The following is a 21163-nucleotide window of genomic DNA, read 5'->3' on the forward strand; positions in this document are numbered from 1 at the left end:
TCAGGCTTTCTTCAGGTGGTAGGATTTCGGGCGGGTCAGGTTCTGGAAGCCGATCACCGACAGCGCGCCGCCGCGCCCGGTGTTCTTGCAGCCGGTCCAGCACAGGGCGGGATCGAGATAATCGGCGCGGTTCATGAACACCGTGCCGGTTTCGAGCCGCGCGCCGATGGCGGACGCGCGGCCGGCGTCTTTGGTCCACAGCGAGGCGGTGAGGCCGAATTCGCAGTCGTTCATCAGTGCGATGGCCTCTTCATCGTTCGACACCTTCATGATGCCGACAACAGGTCCAAAACTCTCGTCGCGCATGACGCGCATGTCGTGGGTGACGCCTGTGAGGATCTGCGGCATCAGGTAAGCGCCGCCGTCGTCTTCAGGAAACAGCACCGGATCGATCATCGGGGTTGCGCCATCGGCGATGGCTTCCGCCGTCTGGGCGCGCACTTCCGCTGCAAAGCGCACATTGGCCATGGGGCCGAGCGTGGTCTCGGGATCGAGCGGGTTGCCGAGCCTGTATTTGGCGACAAGGGCGACGGCCTTTTCCACGAAGGCGTCGTAGAGCGTCTCGTTCACATAGATCCGCTCGATGCCGCAGCAGCACTGGCCGGAATTGAACATGGCGCCATCGACGAGCGTGGCGACGGCCGCGTCCAGATCCGCGTCCTCCATCACGTAGCCCGGGTCCTTGCCGCCGAGTTCCAGCCCCAGGCCGGTGAAGGTGCCCGCCGCCGCGCGCTCGATGGCGCGTCCGCCGCCCACGGAGCCAGTGAAATTGATGAAGTTGAACTGGCGCTCGCCGATCAGCGCCTCGGTGGTCGCATGGTCGAGAAACAGATTGACGAACAGCCCTTCAGGAAGCCCGGCTTCCGAAAAGGCGCGCGCCATGCGCTCGCCCACGAGCAGCGTCTGCGTGGCGTGTTTCAGCACTACGGCGTTGCCGGCGATCAGCGCCGGCGAGACCGTGTTGATCGCCGTCATGTAGGGGTAGTTCCATGGCGCGATGACGAAGACCACGCCATGCGGCTCGCGGATGATGCGGCGCTCGAAGGCATCCGAGTTCTCGATGACGATCGGCGCGAGCGCCTCTTCGGCGATGCTCGCCATATAGGCGGTGCGCTCGTTGACGCCGCCGAATTCGCCGCCGTAGCGGGTCGGGCGGCCCATCATGTGCGCCAGTTCGGGAACGATCTCGTCGTTCATCTCGCCGAGCCGTTTGACGCCGGCCTCCACAAGCGCGATGCGTTCATTAAGCGGCCGCGCCGCCCAGGCCTTTTGCGCGCTGCGGGCTGCCGCGCAGGCAGTGCGGGCCTCGTCCAGGCTGAGCGCGGGGCGCTCCGCGTATACGGAGCCGTCGATGGGGGATATGCACTGGATCATCTTGCTCATGGTCAGGCTCTCTCAAAGCCGCGCGCGACTTCCCAGTCGGTGATGCGGCGGTCGTATTCGGTCTGCTCCCACTTTGCGGCGTGCACATAGTGGTCGATGACATCGTCGCCAAACGCCGCGCGCAACATGCTTGAACCGTTCAGTACGGCTGTGGCGTCGCGCAGCGTCGACGGGATTTCGCGGATGTCCCGGCCGCCGTAGGCGTCGCCGACGAAGGCGGGCTCCAGTTCCCAGTCGTTCTCGATGCCCGCGATGCCGGCGGCGATCAGCGCCGCCATGGCGAGGTAGGGATTGAGGTCGGCGCCGCCGACGCGGCATTCCACGCGCACCGCCTTGCTGCCGGCGCCGCAGACGCGGTAGCCGGCGGTGCGGTTGTCCATCGACCAGATGGCCTTTGTCGGCGCGAAGGTGCCGGCCTGGAATCGCTTGTAGGAATTGATGTAGGGCGCCAGGAAATAGGTGATCTCGCTGGCGTGGCTCAAAAGCCCCGCCATGTATTTGCGCATCAGATCCGACATGCCGTGCTCGGCGGTCTCATCAAAGAACAGCGGCTTTCCGTCGAGCGACCACAGGGACTGGTGGATGTGAGAGGAATTTCCCGCCCGCTCGTAGTGCCATTTGGCGAGGAAACTGACCGCGCGGCCCTTGGCCCAGGCGATCTCCTTGCAGCCGTTCTTGATGATCACGTGGCGGTCGGCCATCGTCAGCGCCTCGGCGTAGCGCACGTTGATTTCCGCCTGGCCGGCCTCCGCCTCGCCCTTGGAGTTCTCCACCGGAATGTCCGCGCCGTTCAATCCGTTGCGGATGGCGCGCATCAGCTCCTCTTCCTTGGTGGTCTGGAAGATGTGGTAGTCCTCGTTGTAGGCGCTGATCGGCGTCAGGCCGCGATGGCCCTTGGCCTCGGCTTCCTCGAAGCTTTCCCGGAACACGAAGAATTCCAGCTCGGTTGCCATGAAGGGCTTCATGCCCATGGCTTCCAGCCGCTTGATCTGCTTCTTCAGGATGGCGCGCGGCGAATGCGGCACTTCCTCGTGGGTGGCGTGGTCGAGCATGTCGCACAGCACCAGCGCCGTGCCTTCCAGCCACGGAATCAGCCGTAACGTGTCGAGGTCCGGCTTCATCGTGTAGTCGCCGTAGCCCGCCTCCCAGCTGGTCGCCTTGTAGCCCTCGACGGTGTTCATCTCCATGTCGGTGGCCAGCAGGTAGTTGCAGCTGTGGGTCTCCTTCCAGGCGCTGTCGACGAAGAACTCCGCCTGGAACCGTTTGCCCATGAGCCGGCCCTGCATGTCGACCTGGACCGCGAGAACGGTGTCGATCTCGCCGTCGGCGACGGCCTGTTTCAACGCCTCGAATGTCAATTTGCCTGCCATGGGACGATCTTCCGAAAATTGGGAGCTGGACGGCCGGCCGCGCGAGCCGGAAACAGAAGGTTGGCACCCGGGACATCTGCGCCCCGGGTGCCGCCTCACGTCTGCGATGCGGATGGATCAGCCGTAGCGATACGGGCGTCCGGCCTTCTGCATGTCGGCGTTGTACTTCTTGAAGATGTCCACGACCTTCTTCTTGGTCTCGGATTCGGCGGCGATCTCGTCCCAGAACTTGACCGCGGCGTCCTCGACCGTGGCCCATTCCGCGTCCGGAATGGTGGTCAGCTTCATCTTGGTGCCCTCGACGCGCAAGGACGCCTCGCCGCCCCAGTACCACCACTGGCGATAGTAGTGCGACGCATCCATGGCGAGCTGCAGCATGGTCTTGAGGTGATCGGGCAGCTCGTTCCAGCGGTCCATGTTGGCGAAGAAGGAGCCGGCCCAGGCGCCCGAGATGTTGTTGGTGAGGAAGTAGTTGGTCACGTCGGCCCAGCCCACCGTGTAATCCTCGGTGATGCCCGACCAGGCGATGCCGTCAAGCTCGCCGGTCTGCACCGCGACCTCGATGTCTTCCCACGGCAGGGTGACCGGCACGACGCCGAACTGCGCCATGAAGCGGCCGGCGGTCGGGAAGGTGAAGACGCGCTTGCCCTTCAGGTCCGCAAGCGAGTTGATCGGATCCTTGGTGGCGAAGTGGCACGGATCCCAGGAGCCGGCGGAGATGTGCTTGACGCCGACCTTGGCATATTCCTCTTCCCAGATTTCCTTCAGCCCGTACTGGTTGAACAGCACCGGCACGTCGAGGGAATAGCGCGAGGCGAAGGGGAAGTAGCCGCCGAAAACGGTGACCTCGGTCGGCGAGGCCATGGAGTCGTCATCGGACTGCACCGCGTCGATGGTGCCCTTCTGCATGGCGCGGAACAACTCGCCGGTGGGCACCAGCTGATCGGCGAAATAGAGCTCGATCTCCATCTGGCCGTTGGCGGCCTGGTTGAAGGCGTCGATGTGCGGCTTGATGACGTGTTCGGCCAGGGCCGGACCGGCGTAGGTCTGCAGGCGCCACTTGATCGGCGCCTGGCCGTGCACGGCGGGAGCGGCGAGCGTGGTGGCGCCGGCGGCGGCAACGCCCGCGATGCCGGCGTTCTTGAGGAAATCGCGTCTGTTGGTCATGCTGAATAGTCCCCTATTGGTGGTTGCTCAGATGTGCGACGTGTTCGTCTTGTCGTTCTTGTATGCGCGGGATGGGCCGCTGTTTGTCAGTCTTGTCCTGTCCCGCTAGCGCATAGTCTCCCGTGCTCGTGTCGCGGCGCCAAGGCCGCGGCGGTCTCGCGTTATTTCCCGTAAACGAGGTCGGGCAGCCAGAGGGCGATCTGCGGAAACATCATCACCAGCGTCAGCGCCAGCACCATGACCAGCGCAAAAGGGATGATGGACCGGTAGATGTCGCCGAGACCGATTTCCGGAGGCGCCATGGCGCGCATCAGGAACAGATTGTAGCCGAACGGCGGCGTCATGTAGGCGATCTGGGTGGTGATCGTGTAGAGCACGCCGTACCAGATGAGATCGAAGCCGAGACCCTCGACCAGAGGCACGTAGAGCGGTGCGACGATGACCAGCATCGCCGTGTCGTCGAGAAACGTGCCCATGATCAGGAACGACAGCTGCATCAGGATGAGGATCATCCAGGGGTTCAAACCGAGCTGCTGGGTGAACAGGCTGTCGATGGCGTTGACCGCGCCCAGGCCATCGAAGATGGCGCCGAACCCCAAGGCCGCCAGGATGATCCACATGAACATGCATGAGATCGCCAGCGTCTGGCGCACGGAGACCTCGAAGACCGCGCGCGTCATCCGTCCTTTGACGATGGCGGCGAGAAAGGCGGTGAGCGCGCCGATGGCGGAGCTTTCCACCAGCGAGGTCCAGCCGTTGACGAAGGGCACCATCATGGTCGCGAAGATCACCAGCGGCAGCAGGCCCGCGCGCAGCAGACGCAGTTTTTCCGCAAGCGAAACCTGGCGCTCCTCCTCGGGCAGCACGGGACCGAGGTGCGGCTGCAGCCGGCAGCGGACGTAGATGTAGACAATGAACAGCCCGGCCATCATCAGCCCGGGCATCACGCCGGCGAGCCACAACTGGCCCACCGGCTGGCGCGCGATCATCGCGTAGAGCACCAGCACCACCGACGGCGGCACCAGGATGCCCAGCGACGAGCCGGCCTGGATGACGCCGGTGACCATGATCTTGTCGTAGCCGCGCTTGAGCAGTTCCGGCAGGGCGATGGTGGCGCCGATGGCCATACCGGCCACCGACAGGCCATTCATGGCGGAGATCAGCACCATCAGCCCGATGGTGCCGATGGCGAGCCCGCCGCGCACCGGCCCCATCCACACGTGGAACATCTTGTACAGATCATCGGCGATCTTGGATTCCGACAGCACGTAGCCCATGAAGATGAACATCGGCAGAGTGAGCAGCGGATACCATTTCATCAGCTTCATGGCGGCGGAGAAAGGGATGTCGACTCCGCCGACGCCCCACAGCAGGACGCCCGCCACAGCGCCGACGAAGCCGATGGCGCCGAACACCCGCTGGCCGGTGAGCAGCATCAGCATCATGGTCGCGAACATGAAGAGGGCGATCATCTCATGGGACATCAGAGCTCTTCTCCGCGGATTCGGCCAATGTCCCTCAAGAACTCGGCAAAGGCTTGCAGGATCATCATGATCAGACCGAAGCACATCACGGATTTGATGGGCCACAGCAGCGGCCGCCAGGCGGTCGGGCTCTGCTCCATCCGTCCGATCACCTCGCCGGCCGCGTCGAAGCCGCCGGTGAAGAATGCCTTGATCAGGCCGCCGAAGAACACCAGCGGTTCGTCTCCCCAATAGCCCAGCGAATAGGCGGTGGAGCCCAGCCCGCCGTAGAGCAGCACGCCGAGAAAATAGAGCAGGAAGAACACCGTGACGGCATCGACGCAGGCCTTGGTCTTGTGCGACCAGTCGCCGTAGAAGAGATCCATGCGCACATTGGAGCCGAGCTGGATCGAATAGGGCCCGCCGACGATGTAGTAGGCGACCATCAGGAACTGCGCGGTCTCAAGCGTCCATAGCGTCGGCGTGAAAAACGTCTTTGAGATCGACGACCACAGCAGCACGCCCATCATCGCGAAAATCAGATACATGGTGATGCGGCCGATCCGGTGATTGATCGCGTCCACCCAGCGCACAAAGGTTTTGATCGCCTGCGGCATTGCTAAGCCCGTGTTCCTGTGCTCGCGGCCGCTCGCCGCCCATATTGTCCAGGGCGGCGCGGAGGCGTGCGGCGAGCCACTGCGCAACGTCGATCTGCGCGTCTGTCGCTGCGATCAGATCATTGCGGATCTCGATCATGACATTCAACAGGCCGTGCGAAACCCCATGTTCGTGCAGCGTGTGCATCACGCCGTCGCTCTGTCCATAGGGTGCGTTGCGGCGCACGTCGAACCGCGTGTCCGAGGCGGCGGCGTCGAGCATGGCGTCGGCTAGGCGGCTGTCGGCGTCATGATGAAGGATACCGATTTCCACGTCGCGCCGCTCGCCGCGATAGACCGGCGTAAACGAGTGGATGGTCACCAGAACCGGGGGACGTTCCATCGCGATGCGACGGTCGATCGCCGCGCGCAGGGCGTTGCGGAAGGGCGTGTAACACAGCGCGACGCGCGCCTCACGGTCCTCCGGCGCCAGATTGGCATTGCCGGGAATAGGGTGGATCTCGCTGATCGCGGGCACCGCGCTTTCGGCCTCTGGCGGCCGGTTGCAGTCGTAGACCAGGCGCGAGAGGCGGTGGGCGAGCAGCGGTGCGTCGAGCGCTTTTGACAGGGCGACCGCGACCGGGAGCGCGCCCGGGTCCCAGGCGATGTGGCTGCGCAGCAGATCGTCGGTGAGTCCAAGGTTGAAAAGCGCGGGCGGGATGTGGTTGGAGGCGTGCTCGCAGATCAGCAGAACGTCGCCGGCGCCCGAAAGATTGATCTCGTCGACAACCCGCGCAGGTCCGGATGCGCCTTGGCCGGCCTCAGTCACCGGCGCATGCGCTTCTGTTGTCGCCCCGGATATCGCCTCGGAATTCGCCCCTGTCGGCACCAGCCCGCCCCTCGCTCATTCTGAAGATATCTTTTCAGACACAACGCGGCTGTCAAGGCGCTTTCTGAACGATATTTTTCTGAAGCGCCTTTGCTGGCGAATTCTCTTCAGTCGTGTTTAGAATTGCGGACTCGTCCGAATGGCGCGGAAAGGAATGCCGGGGAATGGAGACTGCGCAAGATCAGACCGTGGCGGAACGCATACGCGGAAAATTCGACACGCTCACGCGTGCCGAGCGCCAGCTTGCCAACGTGATGCTGGAAAACTATCCGGTCTCGGGTCTGGGCAGCATCACGACTGTTGCCGAGACATCGGGCGTCTCGACCCCGACGGTGGCGCGCATGGCGCGCAAGCTGGGTTTTGGCGGATTTCCCGAGTTGCAGGCGAAACTGCGGTCCGAGCTGGAAGACACCCTCTCCAACCCCATCGCCAAACATGACCGCTGGGCGCAGGGCGCGCCGGACACCCACATTCTCAACCGCTTCGCGGATGTGGTGATGGACAACATGCGCCAGACGTTGCACCAGATCAGTTGCGAGGAGTTTGATTCCGTGGCGCGGCTGCTTGCGGATCGCGAGCGCTGCGTCTACGTGGCCGGCGGGCGGATCACCCGGTCGCTGGCGGACTACTTTTTCACGCATCTGCAGATGATCCGCGGCGCGATGGTGCTGCTGCCGCCGAACGCGAACACCTGGCCGCATTACGTGCTGAACATGAAGCCCGGAGACGTGCTGATCGCCTTCGATATCCGCCGCTACGAGCACGACATCCAGCGGCTCGCGGAAATGGCCAGGGAGCGGGGCGTGACGCTGGTGCTGTTCACCGATCAGTGGGGCTCGCCGGCCGCCGCCCATGCCACTCACGCCTTCCATTGCCGCATCGAGGCGCCCTCGGCGTGGGATTCCTCGGTGGTGACGATGTTCATCCTCGAGGCGCTGATCGCCGCGGTGCAGAACGACACATGGTCGGAGACCAAGGACCGCATGAAGACGCTGGAAGGCCTGTTCGACCAGATGAAGATGTTCCGCAAGTTCGTTTGAACCAGCCGTCACGAGACATCCGGCCCGCCTGCCGGCACAGCCAGCGCGCAGGCCGACGATGTCGCGGAAAACACGCGGCTTTTCGGAATGTTAAAATAGTCGCGGGGAAGATTTGGTGGAGCCAGGCGGAATCGAACCGCCGACCTCTTGCATGCCATGCAAGCGCTCTCCCAACTGAGCTATGGCCCCACTGTTTCCGGATGTTGGGTACGGCCCCGGAGCCGTTGTGCGGGCGGAACATAGCCCCGCCCGCCGGGAAGTCAAGTGGGTGTCAACGCCTTTGTGGCGCCCCGCCTGTGGACAATCAGAGGTCTTCGTCGGTTTCGCGCACGACGACGATATCGGGCACGGCGTCGTCGTCCTCGTCGTCTTCCAGGAAGGTGTCGTCATCGGCCGCGTCGTCGTCGATATCGTCGACGTCCTCAACGTCGTCCACATCGTCGTCATCGTCTATGACGCTCTTCTTGGAGCTGATCTGCTCGGCGTCGGCATCCTCAAGGGAGACGATTTCGACGTTCTCCTCCTTGGCGACCACCAAATCCTCGGTGGCTTCGGGTTCCACCGCCGCCGCCGCCTTCGCGGCCCGTCCGCCTGAGCCTTTCGCCACAGCGAGGCTCACCACTGTGCCGCATTTCGGGCAGGTGATCGGCGTTCGCTTGAGGTCATAGAATTTCGTGCCGCAGCCAGGGCACAGATGCTTGGTCCCGAGGTCCGGTTTCGTCACGATTTCAGTCCTGCCTAACCTGTTACTTCAAAAAGCGTCGTCCCAATAACCGTGCGGGCGTCGTCCTGTCAAAGCGTAAAAAACCCATCCGCGCATTTTTCACCGTCCGCAAGATGACCCCGCAGGAACGACATGCTAGATCAACTTGCGCTCCCGTTGAATCGCGGGCGTCGAAAAGTCAGCCGCCCCACTCAGGCCACAGCCGCTTTTCCGGCCGCCGGCGTACCGGAAAAGCTTTTTTCAAATAGGGTCTTGTTTGCGAAACCCCACTCCGCGACACGCGCCTTTCTGAACGCCCTGCCCGATGTAACCGATGGTTCCTAACGCAATGACCGTACAAGCCGCTTCCCCGATGATTTCGCACTCCGGCCAGCCACTCAAGGGCGAGGTTCGCGTGCCGGGAGACAAGTCGATCTCGCACCGCGCGCTGATGTTCGGCGCGCTCGCGGTGGGCGAGACGCGGATTTCGGGTCTGCTGGAATCGGAGGACGTGCATCACACCGGCGACGCGATGCGTGCCCTGGGCGCCAGCGTGCACAGGAGCGACGACGGCGTGTGGCATGTGCGCGGCGTTGGCGTCGGCGCGCTGCGTGAGCCTGAAAACGCGCTTGATTTTGGCAACGCCGGCACCGGCGCCCGGCTGGTCATGGGCATGGTCGGCAGCCATCCGATCACGGCGACCTTCATCGGTGACGCGTCGCTGTCCAAGCGGCCCATGGGCCGGGTGCTCGATCCATTGCGCCAGATGGGGACCCAGGTGCTGGCGCGCGCGGGCGACCGCCTGCCGCTGACCCTGCGCGGCCCGGAAACCGCCATGCCGCTGAGCTACCGCGTTCCGGTCCCTTCAGCCCAGGTCAAGTCGGCGGTGCTGATCGCCGGCCTCAACGCGCCCGGCGTCACCACGGTGATCGAACCGGTGCCGACCCGCGATCACACCGAGCGCATGCTGTCGGGCTTCGGCGCGGACATTGTGACCACGCAGAACGAGGCGGGGGAACGCGTCATCCGGCTGACCGGCCAGCCGGAACTGACGCCCCAGGACATCACGGTGCCCTGCGATCCGAGTTCGGCCGCCTTCCCGATCGTCGCCGCCCTGATCACGCCGGGCTCAGAGGTCACTGTTCGCGACGTACTGCTCAACCCGCACCGCACCGGCCTGTTCACGACGCTGAGGGAAATGGGCGCCGATCTCGAGATCCTCAATGAGCGCGAGACCGGCGGCGAACGCCTCGGCGACATCCGCGTCCGGCATGGGGTTCTCAAGGGTGTGACCGTTCCCGCGGACCGCGCGCCTTCGATGATCGACGAGTATCCGGTTCTCGCCATCGCCGCCGCTTTCGCGCAAGGCGAGACCGTGATGCTGGGGCTCGAGGAGTTGCGCGTCAAGGAGAGCGACAGGCTTTCCGCGGTCGCCGCCGGCCTGAAGGCCAACGGCATCGATCACGAGGAAGGGGCGGACACATTGCTGGTGCGCGGGGCGAGCACCGTGCCCGGCGGCGGCACGGTCGTCACCCACCTCGACCACCGCATCGCCATGAGCTTCCTGGTGCTGGGTCTGGCCGCGCAGGCGCCCGTCACCGTCGACGACGGTGCCCCAATCGCCACCAGTTTTCCCGGCTTCACGCAGCTTTTTGAAAGCCTTGGCGGCAATATCGAGACCCCGGGCGCCGCATGACCGGGAGCGCGCGCAAGATGATCATCGCCATCGACGGCCCGGCCGCCTCCGGCAAGGGAACGCTCGCGCGCCGGCTGGCGGCGCATCTCGGGCTCAAGCATCTCGATACGGGGCTCTTGTATCGCGCGGTGGCGGCGGAACTGCTCAACCGCGGTCTCCCGCTCGATGACGAGGCGACGGCGGCGGAGGTCGCGAGCGGACTCGACACCGGCGCACTGGATCGCGACATGCTGTCCGCGCACGAGGTGGGAGAGGCGGCTTCAAAGGTGGCGGTGATGCCCGCCGTGCGCGCCGCGCTCTTGAAGCTGCAGCGCGACTTCGCGGCCACCGGCGCCGTTCTCGACGGCCGCGACATCGGCACCGTGATCTGCCCGGATGCCGACGTGAAGCTGTTTGTCACGGCGTCCGCCCAGGTGCGCGCGCGGCGCCGCACCGACGAGCTTGCGGCGCGCGGGAAGGCGGCCGATTTCGACGCCATTCTCGCCGATCTCGTCAAGCGGGACGCCCGCGACGCCGGGCGGGCCGTCGCGCCCTTGAAACAAACGGCAGATGCCCACTTGCTCGATACGTCGGAAATGGATATAGAAACCGCGTTCCGTAAGGCTGTGGATATCATCGACAGCATTTGACTTGCCAGGGAACGGGCACGCCCTCAAGCGGGGTCCCGCGACGCGTCAGCAATGGCCGCCGGGGAGCACGCTTTGAGACGTGCCTTTTTGGCATTTCAAACCGCTTGCGCGCCCCGTGTTTTTGAGGAACGCGGGCACGATGTCGCGGATGACGCCGGAGGGTCCCTCGATGGGATGCCGGTATCGACGCACCTCGTGATGCGGCGGCCTTTGGAACAAAACGGCCTTCCGTTTGCCCGAATGCGCCGGCCTGCCTGTTTTTTCAGGCGGTCGTCCGATCGGGACCGGGTGAACGCGTAAGGCACAGTGCAACACAAACCGCCGGCGCCAGCCAGTGATGGCTTATGGAGTTTCAATGACTGCAATGAACCCCACCACCGATGATTTCGCGGCAATGCTCGACGAAGCCTTTGGTGGATCCGAGATGCAGGAAGGATCCGTCGTCAAGGGGACGGTAATCGCTTTCGAAAAAGATCTCGCGGTGATCGACGTCGGCCTGAAGGTCGAAGGTCGCGTGCCGCTCAAGGAATTCGGCGCCCGGGCTCGCGACGGCGAGCTGAACATTGGCGACGAAGTCGAAGTTTATCTGGAGCGCGTAGAGAACGCGCTCGGTGAAGCCGTTCTGTCGCGCGACAAGGCCCGCCGCGAAGAGAGCTGGGTTCGCCTGGAAGTGTCCTTCGAGAAGGGCGAAAAGGTCACCGGCCAGATCTTCAACCAGGTCAAGGGTGGCTTCACCGTGGATCTCGACGGCGCCGTGGCCTTCCTGCCGCGCAGCCAGGTCGACATCCGCCCTGTCCGCGACGTCGGCCCCCTGATGCACACGCCGCAGCCGTTCCAGATCCTGAAGATGGACAAGCGCCGCGGCAACATCGTTGTCTCGCGCCGTGTGGTCCTCGAAGAGACCCGCGCAGAGCAGCGCTCCGAGCTCGTCCAGAGCCTGGAAGAAGGTCAGACCGTCGAAGGCGTCGTCAAGAACATCACCGACTACGGTGCGTTCGTCGACCTGGGCGGCATCGATGGCCTGCTGCACGTCACCGACATCGCATGGCGCCGTATCAATCATCCGACCGAGGTTCTCTCCATTGGCCAGACGGTCAAGGTGCAGATCATCCGCGTCAACCAGGAAACCCACCGTATCTCGCTCGGCATGAAGCAGCTGGAAGCGGATCCGTGGGAGGGTATCGAAGCCAAGTACCCGATCGGCGCCAAGTTCACCGGTCGCGTCACGAACATCACCGACTACGGCGCGTTCGTGGAACTGGAGCCGGGCATCGAGGGCCTGATCCACGTTTCCGAGATGAGCTGGACCAAGAAGAACATCCATCCGGGCAAGATCGTCGCCACCTCTCAGGAGGTCGATGTGATGGTGCTCGAGGTGGACCCGGTCAAGCGCCGCATCTCGCTCGGCCTCAAGCAGACGCTTCAGAATCCGTGGGAGGCCTTCGCCGAGAAGTTCACCGCGGGCACCGAAGTCGAAGGCGAAGTCAAGAACAAGACCGAGTTCGGCCTGTTCATCGGCCTCGACGGAGACGTCGACGGCATGGTTCACCTGTCGGATCTCGACTGGAACCGTCCCGGCGAAGTGGTCATCGAGGAATACAAGAAGGGCGACACCGTCAAGGCCGTCGTTCTCGATGTGGACGTCGACAAGGAGCGGATCTCGCTCGGCATCAAGCAGCTTGAAGGCGATCCCTTCGAAGGGGCCGCCGGCGAAATGCGCAAGGGCGCCGTGGTGACCTGCGAGATCGTCGAGGTCAAGGAAAACGGCCTTGAGGTGAAGCTCGCCGACAGCGACATGACGGCTTTCATCCGTCGCGCCGATCTGTCGCGCGATCGTTCCGAGCAGCGCCCCGAGCGCTTCTCCGTCGGTCAGAAGGTCGACGCGCGTATCACGCAGTTCGACAAGAAGACCCGCCGCATCCAGCTCTCCATCAAGGCGCTTGAAATCGCCGAGGAGAAGGAAGCGGTCGCACAGTACGGTTCTTCGGACGCCGGCGCATCGCTCGGCGACATTCTCGGCGCGGCTCTCAAGGCCCGCGGCGAGGACGAAGACGACGCCTGATCGGCTTGTCTGATCGGACTTCCGGACCCGCTTGCGCGGGTCCGGCGCATATTGAAAGCCCGGGCCTGCTGGCCCGGGCTTTTTGCGTTTGATGGTCCGCGGACCGCGCAAGCACAGGATACTGGATGACCGCCGATCGCCGTTTCTCGTCCGCTTTGGCAGTTCCTACCCTGTCCGATTTACGATTGGTCCACGCTTGCAACCCATCGTCGCTTGACGGCACAGCGATTTTCTTTTGATATACCAATGTGGTGGCGGAATTCCATTTTACCTTGCCGCCACCGGCGTCGCCTGATACCGCTCCGGCTGATGCTGCTCCGCTGTCGAAGCGAGGGAATTCATGACGCTAGATGCCGACGTACTTGTCGATCGGCGCCGGCTCAGGCGCAAACTGACTTTCTGGCGTGTAGCGGCCGTTTTGGTGCTCGCGGGCGCCCTGATCGGGCTGTTCATGCAACAGTTCGACCCCCGGGCGCGGGCGCATGCGCATATCGCGCGCCTGGCGGTCAACGGTGTCATTCTCGATGACCAAAAGCGGCTGAAAATGATCAGCCGCATGGCCGAAGACCCTGCCGTCAAGGGCCTCATCCTCTCGATCAACAGTCCCGGCGGCTCGACGTCCGGTGGTGAAGGCCTGCTCGAGGCCTTGCGCGCGTTCAGCGAAAAGAAACCTGTCGTCGCGCATATCGGTACGGTCGGCGCGTCCGCCGGCTACATGATCGCCATCGCTGCGGACCATGTCGTTGCGCGGCGCAACGCCATCACCGGCTCTATCGGGGTGCTGTTCCAGTTCGGCGACGCCGAGAAGCTGCTGGAGACCATCGGCGTCAACATGGACGCCGTGAAAAGCTCGCCGATGAAGGCCGAGCCGACGTTCTACAAACCGATTTCGCCGGAAAGCCGCGCCATGCTGGCGTCGCTGGTGTCGGATTCCTATGATTGGTTCGTCGATGTGGTGGCCGATCGCCGCGGCATGGACAGGAGCGCGGCCCTGCGTCTGGCTGACGGCAGCATCTACACCGGCCACCAGGCGCGCGAACTCAATCTCATCGACGCGATCGGCGGTGAGGAGACGGCCAAGCAGTGGCTGGTTGACGAGAAGCACCTCGACGAGGATCTGCCGGTGCTCGACTGGAAGGTCGAGGATGGCTTGCCGGGCTTGCCGCTGGGCGAGGCTGTGGCTGGATTTGTCGGACAATCCGTGGTGGCGACACTCTTCGGCCAAAGTACGATCGCCAAAATGCTCTTTCCCGAGGCGCAAATGCTTGACGGTCTTGTATCGGTTTGGCACGCTCGCGGGGTAGGAAACGCAACCAATACCGGGGGGCCGGCGAATGATAAAATCCGAGCTGGTTCAAAGGATTGCTGAGCAGAACCCGCATCTCTACCAACGCGACGTTGAAAATATCGTCAATGCAATCCTTGACGAGGTGGTTGCTGCGCTGATGCACGGCGATCGGGTCGAGTTGCGCGGCTTCGGCGCGTTCTCGGTGAAGAACCGTCCCGCACGGCTGGGCCGCAATCCCAGAACCGGCCAGAAAGTCGATGTCACGGAAAAATATGTGCCGTTCTTCAAGACCGGCAAGGAAATGCGCGAGCGGCTCAACAGCGACTAGGGCGTCTTCCCGGCCGTCCGCGGACCGGCTGATCGCCGTTTCGGCGGACGTCTGGCGCGCGGAGTGCGTGCCGGGGAGTCTGGCGCCGAACTGGAAACAATCAAGCGGGTGTGCGAAGCGGTGCTGAAACGAATTCTCAAGATCATTCTTCTCGTGCCGCCAGCGATCGTCGTGATTATCCTCGCCGTGGCCAACCGGCAGGCGGTGGTGCTGTCGCTCGATCCCTTCGCTCCCGAGGCTCCGGCGTTCGCCATCGAGGCGCCGCTGTTCTGGCTGCTGTTCGGCGCGCTCTTCGCCGGCATCATGCTCGGTGGCGCCGGCGCCTGGGTGAAGCAGCGCAAATGGCGCCGCCAGGCCCGTGACAAGCGGCGCGAGGCGGAGAGACTGCGCCATGAGGCGGATCGTCTGAAGGATATCGCCCAAGGCAGCGGAGTGCCGGGCCTGCCGGCGCCCGACAGTCGGCGCGCCGCCTGAAACTGGCGCGCCGATGCGAGTCGTCACCGCCCCGCAAATCAACGGCATTCTCACGTTCCGCGATCTCGTGGAAACCTTGCGCAGCGCCTTCCGGTCCGACATCGAGACCCCGGTCCGCCACCACCACACCATCGAACGCACCAATGGCTCGGACGCTGCGTTGCTCCTGATGCCGGCGTGGAACGATTTCACGAAACAGGCGCATTCCGACCGCGGCTACATCGGCGTCAAGGTTGTCTCGGTATTTCCGGACAACGCGGAGGTCGGATCGCCGACGGTGCAAGGGGTCTATCTGCTGCTGTCGGGCCGCAACGGCGAGACGCTGGCTGTGATGGACGGCCAGGCGCTGACGCTGTGGCGCACGGCCGCCGCCTCAGGGCTGGCGGCGAGCTATCTGGCGCGCGAGGACGCGTCCAAGCTGATGCTGGTGGGCGCCGGCGCGCTGGCGCCCTATCTCATGCGCGCCCATTCCAGCGTCCGGCCAATCCGCGATGTGCTGGTGTGGAACCGCAGCCGGGAGCGCGCCGAACGTCTCGCCCGGTCCATGAACGGGCTCGACGGGCTCACTGTGCGCGCGACCAGCGATCTGGAAGGCGGGGTGCGTGGCGCCGATGTGATCTCCTGCGCGACACTGTCCAGGACGCCGCTGGTCATGGGCGACTGGCTGAGCCCCGGCGCGCACCTCGATCTGGTTGGCGCCTTCACCCCGGCCATGCGTGAAAGCGACGACGCGGTCATGCGCAAGGCGCGGATCTTCGTCGACACGCGCGCGGGGGCGTTGGAGGAAGGTGGCGATCTCACCCAGCCGCTGGCCGACGGCGTGATCACCGAGGCCGACGTCACGGCGGATCTGTTCGAGCTGTGCCGTGGTGAGAAGGCCGGCCGGCGCTTCTATGACCAGATCACGGTCTTCAAGTCGGTGGGGACGGCCATCGAGGATCTGGCGGCCGCCATTCTGGTGTTCCTGAAAACCTGACGTTTGACCAGTCGCAATGCGGCCGCATCGGGCTGCGAAGACACTCGCGTATACCTGAAATTCTTTCGCGAGGTTTTCGATGAGCTATCACATCAGCCGCACCGTTTCCGGTGATTTCGACGATGTCGTCGCACGCACGACCCAGGCCCTCAAGGATGAGGGGTTCGGCGTGCTGACGGAAATCGACGTCAAGAAAACGCTGAAGAGCAAGATCGATGTCGATTTTCGACCCTATCTGATCCTCGGCGCCTGCAACCCCGGCCTCGCCCATCGCGCGCTCAGCGCCGAGGACAAGGTCGGCGTGCTGCTGCCGTGCAACGTCGTGGTCCAGGACAAGGGCGCCGAGGGCATCGAGATCTCGGCGATGGATCCCGCCGCCGCCATGAGCATGATCGACAACGCCGAGGTGCGTGAGGTGGCTGTCACCGTGCGCGACAAGCTCGCCAAGGTGGTGGACGCCGTCTGACGCACCGGCGGGGCGATTGTTCGAGGCCGTTGGTCCGGTTCCGTGCCGGGCCAACCGCGCCCGATGACCTCGCCGCGGTTGCGGCGAAATGTGAACTGCGCAACAATTTCGAAACTTGGAGCCGGTACTGTCTCGATGATTTTCACGAAGCATTTTTGAAATCAGAGGCATCGACATGTTCGGAATTTTCCTTGGGCTCGTCTGTGGCGTCGCCGGAATCCTGATACTGATCCGGCCGCCGAGCTTGCCCGCGGGCGCAAATGCGTTCCGCCGGTTCCTCGCAAGTCGCCTGGCGGGCCTTGTGCTTGCCGGCTTCGGCGCTTTGCTGCTGGCGTCGTCGTCCTTTGTGTCGGTCGATGCCGATGAGGTCGGCCATCTCAAGCGGATCTATGCGTTCGAGGAATTGCCCCCGGGGCGCATTGTCGCTGTGGCCGGCGAGAAGGGTCCGCAGGCCCGCATTCTCGGTCCCGGCTTTCATTTCATTCCCTTCGTCCGCGTTCTCTATGACGTCGAGAGTTTCCCCGTGGTCACCGTGCCGGAGGGCTACTATGGTCAGCTCACCGCGCTGGATGGCAAGCCGATGCCTGACGGCATGTTCATCGCGCCCGCTATCGACGATTCCCGCATCGGCGCCATGCTGGTGGCGGAGAACTTTCTCGGCACCGACGGTGGCTATCGCGGACCGCAGGAGACCGTCCTGAAGCCCGGGCGCTACCGCATCAATCATTATCTTTTCGATGTCCGCGTGGATGACACGACGACGGCGACCGTCATTCCCGCCGGCCACGTCGGCGTGGTCAAGTCGAACGTGTCCGAGCCCGGCACCAATTGCGTCGGCGAGGAGGTCTCAGCATCAGAGACCGCGCGCGACGCCCTGTCCGTGCCGCTGGTGCCGCGCGGTTGCGCCGGCATCTGGAAGGAATCGCTGTTCCCCGGTGCCTATTACCTCAATCTGCACGCTTATGAGGTCACTCTGGTTGATACGCGCGTGCAGACCTGGGAATACAAGGGCGGCTATACCAAGCGGATCATCGATCTGTCGGTTGATCAGCAGGGCAACATCAAGCAGACCGAGCGTCAGGTGGTGGAGCCCGTCCCGGAAAACGCCGCCGACAACGCGGTCTTCGTCAAGGTCGAGGGCTGGGACATTCCGGTCGAGTTGCGTGCGCTGGTTCAGGTGGCGCCGGACAACGCTCCGATTGTCGTCGGCTCGGTCGGCGGCCTGATCGAGATCGAGAACCGCATTCTCACGCCCGCGATCCGCTCGATCGTGCGCAACGTCGCGGGGTCCTCCGTGCGGGTGCCGCTGCGCAATCCCGACGGCACGCTCATGGAGCCGCCGCAATATGAGACGCGTCCGACCCGGGTGCTCGACCTGATCGAGAACCGCACGGCGCTCGAGGAAACCATCGAACTGCTGATCAAGGTGGAAGGCCGCAAGGCGGGCGTCGCGATCCGCGAGATCCGCATCGGCGAGCCGGCGATTCCGCCGGAACTGCTGGTATCGCGGCTGCGCGTGCAACTCGCCGATCAGCTTTCCAATGCCTATGAACGCGAAACCCAGGCGCAGAACAAGCGTATCGAGACCGAGCAGGCGCGCGCCACCGCGAACGAACAGCCGCGTCTCGTGGAAGCGCAGATTGCTGTGAAGGTCGCCGGTCAGCGTGAGGCGGAGCGCGCGGCGCTTGGCCGTGCCGAGCGCCAGTTCCTGGAAGAGCTCGCCCGCGGTCAGCTGGCCCAGGCCGAAGTCCTCGGCAAGGACCGGGTCGCGCTGCTGCAGGCGCTCGAAAAGCTGCTCGCGTCGCTGGAACGCAAGCCCGAACTGGTGGCTCTTGTCGGCAAGCTGGTGCCCAACACCGTCGTTAGCGGGGGCAGCGACAGCGGCTTGGCGGGTGCGGCGGCGATCTTCGGCAATGCGCTCAAGGGCGTGCAGGGTGGTTCAACCACTCCTGAGACCCGCCAATAGCCAGACCGCGCGCGGGCGCGTCTTGGCTGAATGGGGTCAACTGCCGGGCGCGCGATAGCCCGGCAGCGACCAGCCCCACTGGATCGAGCCGCCGCGCAGGACAAAGGCCGCCAGCGCTCCAACGACCGCCGCCGACCATGGCGGGGCTTCGGCCGCCACGAGTCCGACGAAGCACGACGCGCCGACGAACGCGGCGGTCAGATAGAGCTCGGACTTGATGATGGCGCTTGGCTGTCCGGCGATCGTGTCGCGAATGACACCGCCGAAACTCGCCGTCGCCACCCCCATGAACACCGCCACGACCGGCTGGCCGGTCAGCGCCATGGTCTTCGCGGCGCCCATCACGCTGTAACACGCCAGCCCCACCGCGTCGGCCCAGCGCAACGGCTTGCCCCAGGCCTCGCCCAGATGAGCGAGATACCAGGTGGCCACACCAATTCCGAGGCAGACGATCAGGTAGGTCTGGTCGGCAACCCAGAACACCGGGGCGCCCAGCAGCAGGTCGCGCAACGTGCCGCCGCCGATGCCGGTGAATGTCGCGAACAGGATGAAGGCGAGGATGTCGAGCTTCAGCCGCGAGGCCGCGATGCCGCCGGAAATCGCGAAGACGGCAACGCCGACAAAATCCAGAATCTGCAGCATGCTCCACCCCCGCATAAAAAAGGCGCCGGATTGCGCCGGCGCCCTGTCATATCATGCCCGTGAGCGCGATGCTCAGGCGGTCTTGTCGACTGTCTGTCCGGGATCACCGGAGACCGGACGGGGTGCCGGCTTCGGCGCGCCCTTGGCGACGCCGACCATGGCCGGGCGCAGCACCCGCTCGCCGATCACGTAGCCGGTCTGTACAACCTGCACCACGGTGCCATTGGGCACGTCGGCGTTGGGCACTTCGAACATCGCCTGATGGAAGTTCGGGTCGAATTTCTCGCCTTCCGGATTGATAGGCCGCACGCCATGCTTCTCGAGCTGGTTGAGCATCTCGCGCTCGGTCATGCCGATGCCGTCGATCAGCGCCTTCAGCCCTTCGTCGGCGGATTCGCGGGTCTCGGCCGGCAGCGCCTCCAGCGCGCGGGACAGATTGTCGCTCACCGTCAGCATGTCGCGGGCGAAGCTCGCCACCGCGTATTGCTTGGCGTCGCGGACCTCGCGCTCGGTACGCCGGCGCAGGTTTTCCATTTCCGCCAGCGTGCGCAGGGTCTGATCCTTGAGGTCGGCGTTTTCGCGCACGAGCGCTTCCACCGCTTCCTCGACACTGATCCCGCCTGCGCCGGAGTCGTCCGCTGAAGGCGTCTCGGCCTGTTCAGTGTCCGGCTCGTATCCGGCTTCCATCTTGTCGGTCTCGTCCGTCATCGTGATCCCGTGAACGTCAGATTGATCGAAAATCGTCTGCGGCGCCTGCGCCGCGCCTGCTTGTGCATGGACCCGTCGTCCAGAGCCCTGCACGCAACGGCAACACCGCGGGCGCGCCTGCCACGACGCGCATTTGAGGCTTTTTGGTCCGAAAATCAAGACCGGGACACCCCTGCGCGGCATGTCGAACGCCAACTGGTCGCAAGGGAGATCCGAAAAAACGACAAGACCCCGGCCGCGTGCGGCCAGGGTCTGAACGTCGAAGGCCGGTGATCGTCAGATCGAGGCGTTGACCCAATCGAGCAGCTTGCCCTTCGGGGCCGCGCCCACCTGTGTTGCCGCCGGCTGGCCGTCCTTGAACAGAATCAGTGTCGGAATCGAGCGCACGCCGAACTTGATGGCGGTCGCCTGATTCTCGTCGATGTTGAGCTTGACGACCTTCACCTTGCCTTCCATCTCGTTGGAAATCTCTTCCAGCGCGGGGGCGATCATCTTGCACGGGCCGCACCATTCGGCCCAGAAATCGACCACGACGGGCTCGGAGGACTTCAGCACATCGGCATCGAAAGACGCGTCGCTGACTGTAACGGTCGTCATGTTGAACCTCTCAACGGTTTCGGGTTGATGCCCGGAATATCAGTGTCTCTGAACCGGCGCCGGGAGTCCGCGCCATCAGTTGATGCAGAACGTAGGAACGCAACTGCCCACCGTCAAGCAACTGTATCCTCGTCACCGGCGATTGCGGAGGCAAGGGATTCCAGCCGCGCGGCGGGAACCTCCATCAGGCATGGGTCGCCGTCCACAATAGCACCGCGCGCACCGGCTTGTCGGGATAAAGGTCGCGCAACAGCCGCCGGTAGACAGCGAGCTGGGCGATATACTCGGCTGGCACGGCGTCCAGCGCCTGCGGCGGGCGCGCATTCGTCTTGTAGTCGACGATGAGCACGGCCTCCTCGCTCACGACGAGCCGGTCGATCTGGCCCGACACCGCGAAGGTCGTCCCATGCGCACCTTGCAGGGAGCCCACGATGGGCACCTCGGCGCGCGCGCGGTTCGAGAACAGCGCCCCGAACCGCGGATCGTCGAGAACCCCGAAAACCTCGGAGACCAACTGCTCGCGCCGCTCCGCGAAGGCGCCGTCCAGCGCCGCGTCGAGATAACGCGCCGCCGCGGCCCGGCGTTCGTCCACAGCGACATCGGGCAGGGTCTGCAGCAGCCGGTGCACCAGCCGCCCGCGCACCAGGCCCCACTGGTCGGGCTGCAGCGCCGCATCCAGCGCGTGGCGCGGTTCCGGCTCCTCCATCCCGTCCGCATCCG

21 protein-coding genes and 1 tRNA gene are annotated in these 21163 nt (G+C 64.3%); 10 read left to right on the top strand and 12 right to left on the bottom strand.

The features are described from left to right. The 6 genes from D1F64_RS01995 to D1F64_RS02020 form a co-directional block, all read right to left on the bottom strand. Complete coding sequence (locus D1F64_RS01995; protein WP_117411056.1) at window positions 1–1383, bottom strand: aldehyde dehydrogenase family protein; 1383 nt, start codon at window positions 1381–1383, stop codon at window positions 1–3. A gap of 2 nt (window positions 1384–1385) precedes the next feature. Further along, a complete protein-coding gene (locus tag D1F64_RS02000; RefSeq protein ID WP_117411057.1) occupies window positions 1386–2753 on the bottom strand; it encodes a glutamine synthetase family protein in 1368 nt (455 codons plus the stop codon). A 117-nt stretch (window positions 2754–2870) separates the two neighbouring features. Further along, a complete protein-coding gene (locus D1F64_RS02005) occupies window positions 2871–3920 on the bottom strand; it encodes a TRAP transporter substrate-binding protein (protein ID WP_117411058.1) in 1050 nt (349 codons plus the stop codon). Window positions 3921–4081: 161 nt separating this feature from the next. Next, the gene (locus D1F64_RS02010; RefSeq protein WP_117411059.1) at window positions 4082–5404 is read right to left on the bottom strand and encodes a TRAP transporter large permease subunit; all 1323 of its coding nucleotides are present in this window, start codon (window positions 5402–5404) and stop codon (window positions 4082–4084) included. After that, window positions 5404–5931 carry a TRAP transporter small permease subunit gene (locus D1F64_RS02015; protein ID WP_248304578.1) on the bottom strand — a complete coding sequence of 176 codons (528 nt, stop codon included), beginning with the start codon at window positions 5929–5931 and terminating at the stop codon, window positions 5404–5406. The genes D1F64_RS02010 and D1F64_RS02015 overlap by 1 nt, the downstream gene beginning before the upstream one ends. Then, window positions 5846–6808, bottom strand: coding sequence for an N-formylglutamate amidohydrolase (locus D1F64_RS02020; protein WP_248304579.1), 963 nt, complete (start codon window positions 6806–6808; stop codon window positions 5846–5848). Before D1F64_RS02020 ends, D1F64_RS02015 begins: the two co-directional genes overlap by 86 nt. Before the next feature lie 224 nt (window positions 6809–7032). Here D1F64_RS02020 and D1F64_RS02025 point away from each other — a divergent pair, with 224 nt between their 5' ends. After that, entirely contained in the window at window positions 7033–7908 is an 876-nt protein-coding gene (locus tag D1F64_RS02025; protein WP_117411061.1) for a MurR/RpiR family transcriptional regulator, read from the top strand. Between the two features lie 113 nt (window positions 7909–8021). Here the strand turns inward: D1F64_RS02025 and D1F64_RS02030 are convergent. Then, a tRNA-Ala gene (locus D1F64_RS02030) sits at window positions 8022–8097 on the bottom strand. Window positions 8098–8212: 115 nt separating this feature from the next. Next, window positions 8213–8632 (bottom strand): TIGR02300 family protein, encoded by a 420-nt coding sequence (locus D1F64_RS02035; protein WP_117411062.1) that lies wholly within the window; start codon window positions 8630–8632, stop codon window positions 8213–8215. 328 nt (window positions 8633–8960) lie between these two features. Between D1F64_RS02035 and aroA the strand changes: the two genes are divergently transcribed. From aroA to D1F64_RS02080, 9 genes are all read left to right on the top strand, one after another. Next, the gene (gene aroA, locus D1F64_RS02040; protein ID WP_205470614.1) at window positions 8961–10307 is read left to right on the top strand and encodes a 3-phosphoshikimate 1-carboxyvinyltransferase; all 1347 of its coding nucleotides are present in this window, start codon (window positions 8961–8963) and stop codon (window positions 10305–10307) included. 17 nt (window positions 10308–10324) lie between these two features. Beyond that, window positions 10325–10936 (top strand): (d)CMP kinase, encoded by a 612-nt coding sequence (gene cmk, locus D1F64_RS02045; RefSeq protein WP_117414356.1) that lies wholly within the window; start codon window positions 10325–10327, stop codon window positions 10934–10936. A 355-nt stretch (window positions 10937–11291) separates the two neighbouring features. Beyond that, window positions 11292–12998 (top strand): 30S ribosomal protein S1, encoded by a 1707-nt coding sequence (gene rpsA, locus D1F64_RS02050; protein ID WP_117411064.1) that lies wholly within the window; start codon window positions 11292–11294, stop codon window positions 12996–12998. Window positions 12999–13338: 340 nt separating this feature from the next. Next, entirely contained in the window at window positions 13339–14367 is a 1029-nt protein-coding gene (gene sppA / locus D1F64_RS02055; protein ID WP_117411065.1) for a signal peptide peptidase SppA, read from the top strand. Next, window positions 14333–14614 carry an integration host factor subunit beta gene (locus D1F64_RS02060; RefSeq protein WP_117411066.1) on the top strand — a complete coding sequence of 94 codons (282 nt, stop codon included), beginning with the start codon at window positions 14333–14335 and terminating at the stop codon, window positions 14612–14614. The genes sppA and D1F64_RS02060 overlap by 35 nt, the downstream gene beginning before the upstream one ends. 63 nt (window positions 14615–14677) lie before the next feature. After that, on the top strand, window positions 14678–15088 hold the full coding sequence (locus D1F64_RS02065) for a LapA family protein (protein ID WP_248304580.1): 411 nt from the start codon (window positions 14678–14680) through the stop codon (window positions 15086–15088). Between the two features lie 13 nt (window positions 15089–15101). Continuing rightward, window positions 15102–16064, top strand: coding sequence for an ornithine cyclodeaminase family protein (locus D1F64_RS02070; protein WP_117411067.1), 963 nt, complete (start codon window positions 15102–15104; stop codon window positions 16062–16064). Between the two features lie 79 nt (window positions 16065–16143). Beyond that, window positions 16144–16530: a DUF302 domain-containing protein gene (locus D1F64_RS02075; RefSeq protein WP_117411068.1), complete on the top strand. Its 387-nt coding sequence runs from the start codon at window positions 16144–16146 to the stop codon at window positions 16528–16530. A 175-nt stretch (window positions 16531–16705) separates the two neighbouring features. Next, a complete protein-coding gene (locus D1F64_RS02080; protein WP_205470615.1) occupies window positions 16706–18496 on the top strand; it encodes a hypothetical protein in 1791 nt (596 codons plus the stop codon). 36 nt (window positions 18497–18532) lie between these two features. On the opposite strand, the gene D1F64_RS02085 is transcribed toward D1F64_RS02080, so the two are convergent. From D1F64_RS02085 to D1F64_RS24185, 4 genes are all read right to left on the bottom strand, one after another. After that, the gene (locus tag D1F64_RS02085; RefSeq protein WP_248304581.1) at window positions 18533–19138 is read right to left on the bottom strand and encodes a trimeric intracellular cation channel family protein; all 606 of its coding nucleotides are present in this window, start codon (window positions 19136–19138) and stop codon (window positions 18533–18535) included. A 72-nt stretch (window positions 19139–19210) separates the two neighbouring features. Then, on the bottom strand, window positions 19211–19846 hold the full coding sequence (grpE, locus tag D1F64_RS02090; protein WP_117411070.1) for a nucleotide exchange factor GrpE: 636 nt from the start codon (window positions 19844–19846) through the stop codon (window positions 19211–19213). A 276-nt stretch (window positions 19847–20122) separates the two neighbouring features. Continuing rightward, on the bottom strand, window positions 20123–20443 hold the full coding sequence (trxA, locus tag D1F64_RS02095; protein ID WP_117411071.1) for a thioredoxin TrxA: 321 nt from the start codon (window positions 20441–20443) through the stop codon (window positions 20123–20125). Window positions 20444–20627: 184 nt separating this feature from the next. Next, window positions 20628–21149 (bottom strand): PD-(D/E)XK nuclease family protein, encoded by a 522-nt coding sequence (locus D1F64_RS24185; RefSeq protein ID WP_248304582.1) that lies wholly within the window; start codon window positions 21147–21149, stop codon window positions 20628–20630. Window positions 21150–21163 lie beyond the last annotated feature (14 nt).

The organism is Breoghania sp. L-A4, assembly GCF_003432385.1.
GTDB lineage: Bacteria > Pseudomonadota > Alphaproteobacteria > Rhizobiales > Stappiaceae > Breoghania.

Coding starts and splice junctions, on each gene's coding strand:
- D1F64_RS02080 (WP_205470615.1), top strand. CDS start 16,706: ATGTTCGGAATTTTCCTTGGGCTCGTCTGTGGCGTCGCCGGAATCCTG.
- sppA (WP_117411065.1), top strand. CDS start 13,339: ATGACGCTAGATGCCGACGTACTTGTCGATCGGCGCCGGCTCAGGCGC.
- D1F64_RS02025 (WP_117411061.1), top strand. CDS start 7,033: ATGGAGACTGCGCAAGATCAGACCGTGGCGGAACGCATACGCGGAAAA.
- D1F64_RS24185 (WP_248304582.1), bottom strand. CDS start 21,149: ATGGAGGAGCCGGAACCGCGCCACGCGCTGGATGCGGCGCTGCAGCCC.
- D1F64_RS02070 (WP_117411067.1), top strand. CDS start 15,102: ATGCGAGTCGTCACCGCCCCGCAAATCAACGGCATTCTCACGTTCCGC.
- rpsA (WP_117411064.1), top strand. CDS start 11,292: ATGACTGCAATGAACCCCACCACCGATGATTTCGCGGCAATGCTCGAC.
- D1F64_RS01995 (WP_117411056.1), bottom strand. CDS start 1,383: ATGAGCAAGATGATCCAGTGCATATCCCCCATCGACGGCTCCGTATAC.
- D1F64_RS02085 (WP_248304581.1), bottom strand. CDS start 19,138: ATGCTGCAGATTCTGGATTTTGTCGGCGTTGCCGTCTTCGCGATTTCC.
- D1F64_RS02060 (WP_117411066.1), top strand. CDS start 14,333: ATGATAAAATCCGAGCTGGTTCAAAGGATTGCTGAGCAGAACCCGCAT.
- D1F64_RS02000 (WP_117411057.1), bottom strand. CDS start 2,753: ATGGCAGGCAAATTGACATTCGAGGCGTTGAAACAGGCCGTCGCCGAC.
- D1F64_RS02075 (WP_117411068.1), top strand. CDS start 16,144: ATGAGCTATCACATCAGCCGCACCGTTTCCGGTGATTTCGACGATGTC.
- cmk (WP_117414356.1), top strand. CDS start 10,325: ATGATCATCGCCATCGACGGCCCGGCCGCCTCCGGCAAGGGAACGCTC.
- D1F64_RS02015 (WP_248304578.1), bottom strand. CDS start 5,931: ATGTATCTGATTTTCGCGATGATGGGCGTGCTGCTGTGGTCGTCGATC.
- aroA (WP_205470614.1), top strand. CDS start 8,961: ATGACCGTACAAGCCGCTTCCCCGATGATTTCGCACTCCGGCCAGCCA.
- trxA (WP_117411071.1), bottom strand. CDS start 20,443: ATGACGACCGTTACAGTCAGCGACGCGTCTTTCGATGCCGATGTGCTG.
- D1F64_RS02005 (WP_117411058.1), bottom strand. CDS start 3,920: ATGACCAACAGACGCGATTTCCTCAAGAACGCCGGCATCGCGGGCGTT.
- D1F64_RS02010 (WP_117411059.1), bottom strand. CDS start 5,404: ATGTCCCATGAGATGATCGCCCTCTTCATGTTCGCGACCATGATGCTG.
- grpE (WP_117411070.1), bottom strand. CDS start 19,846: ATGACGGACGAGACCGACAAGATGGAAGCCGGATACGAGCCGGACACT.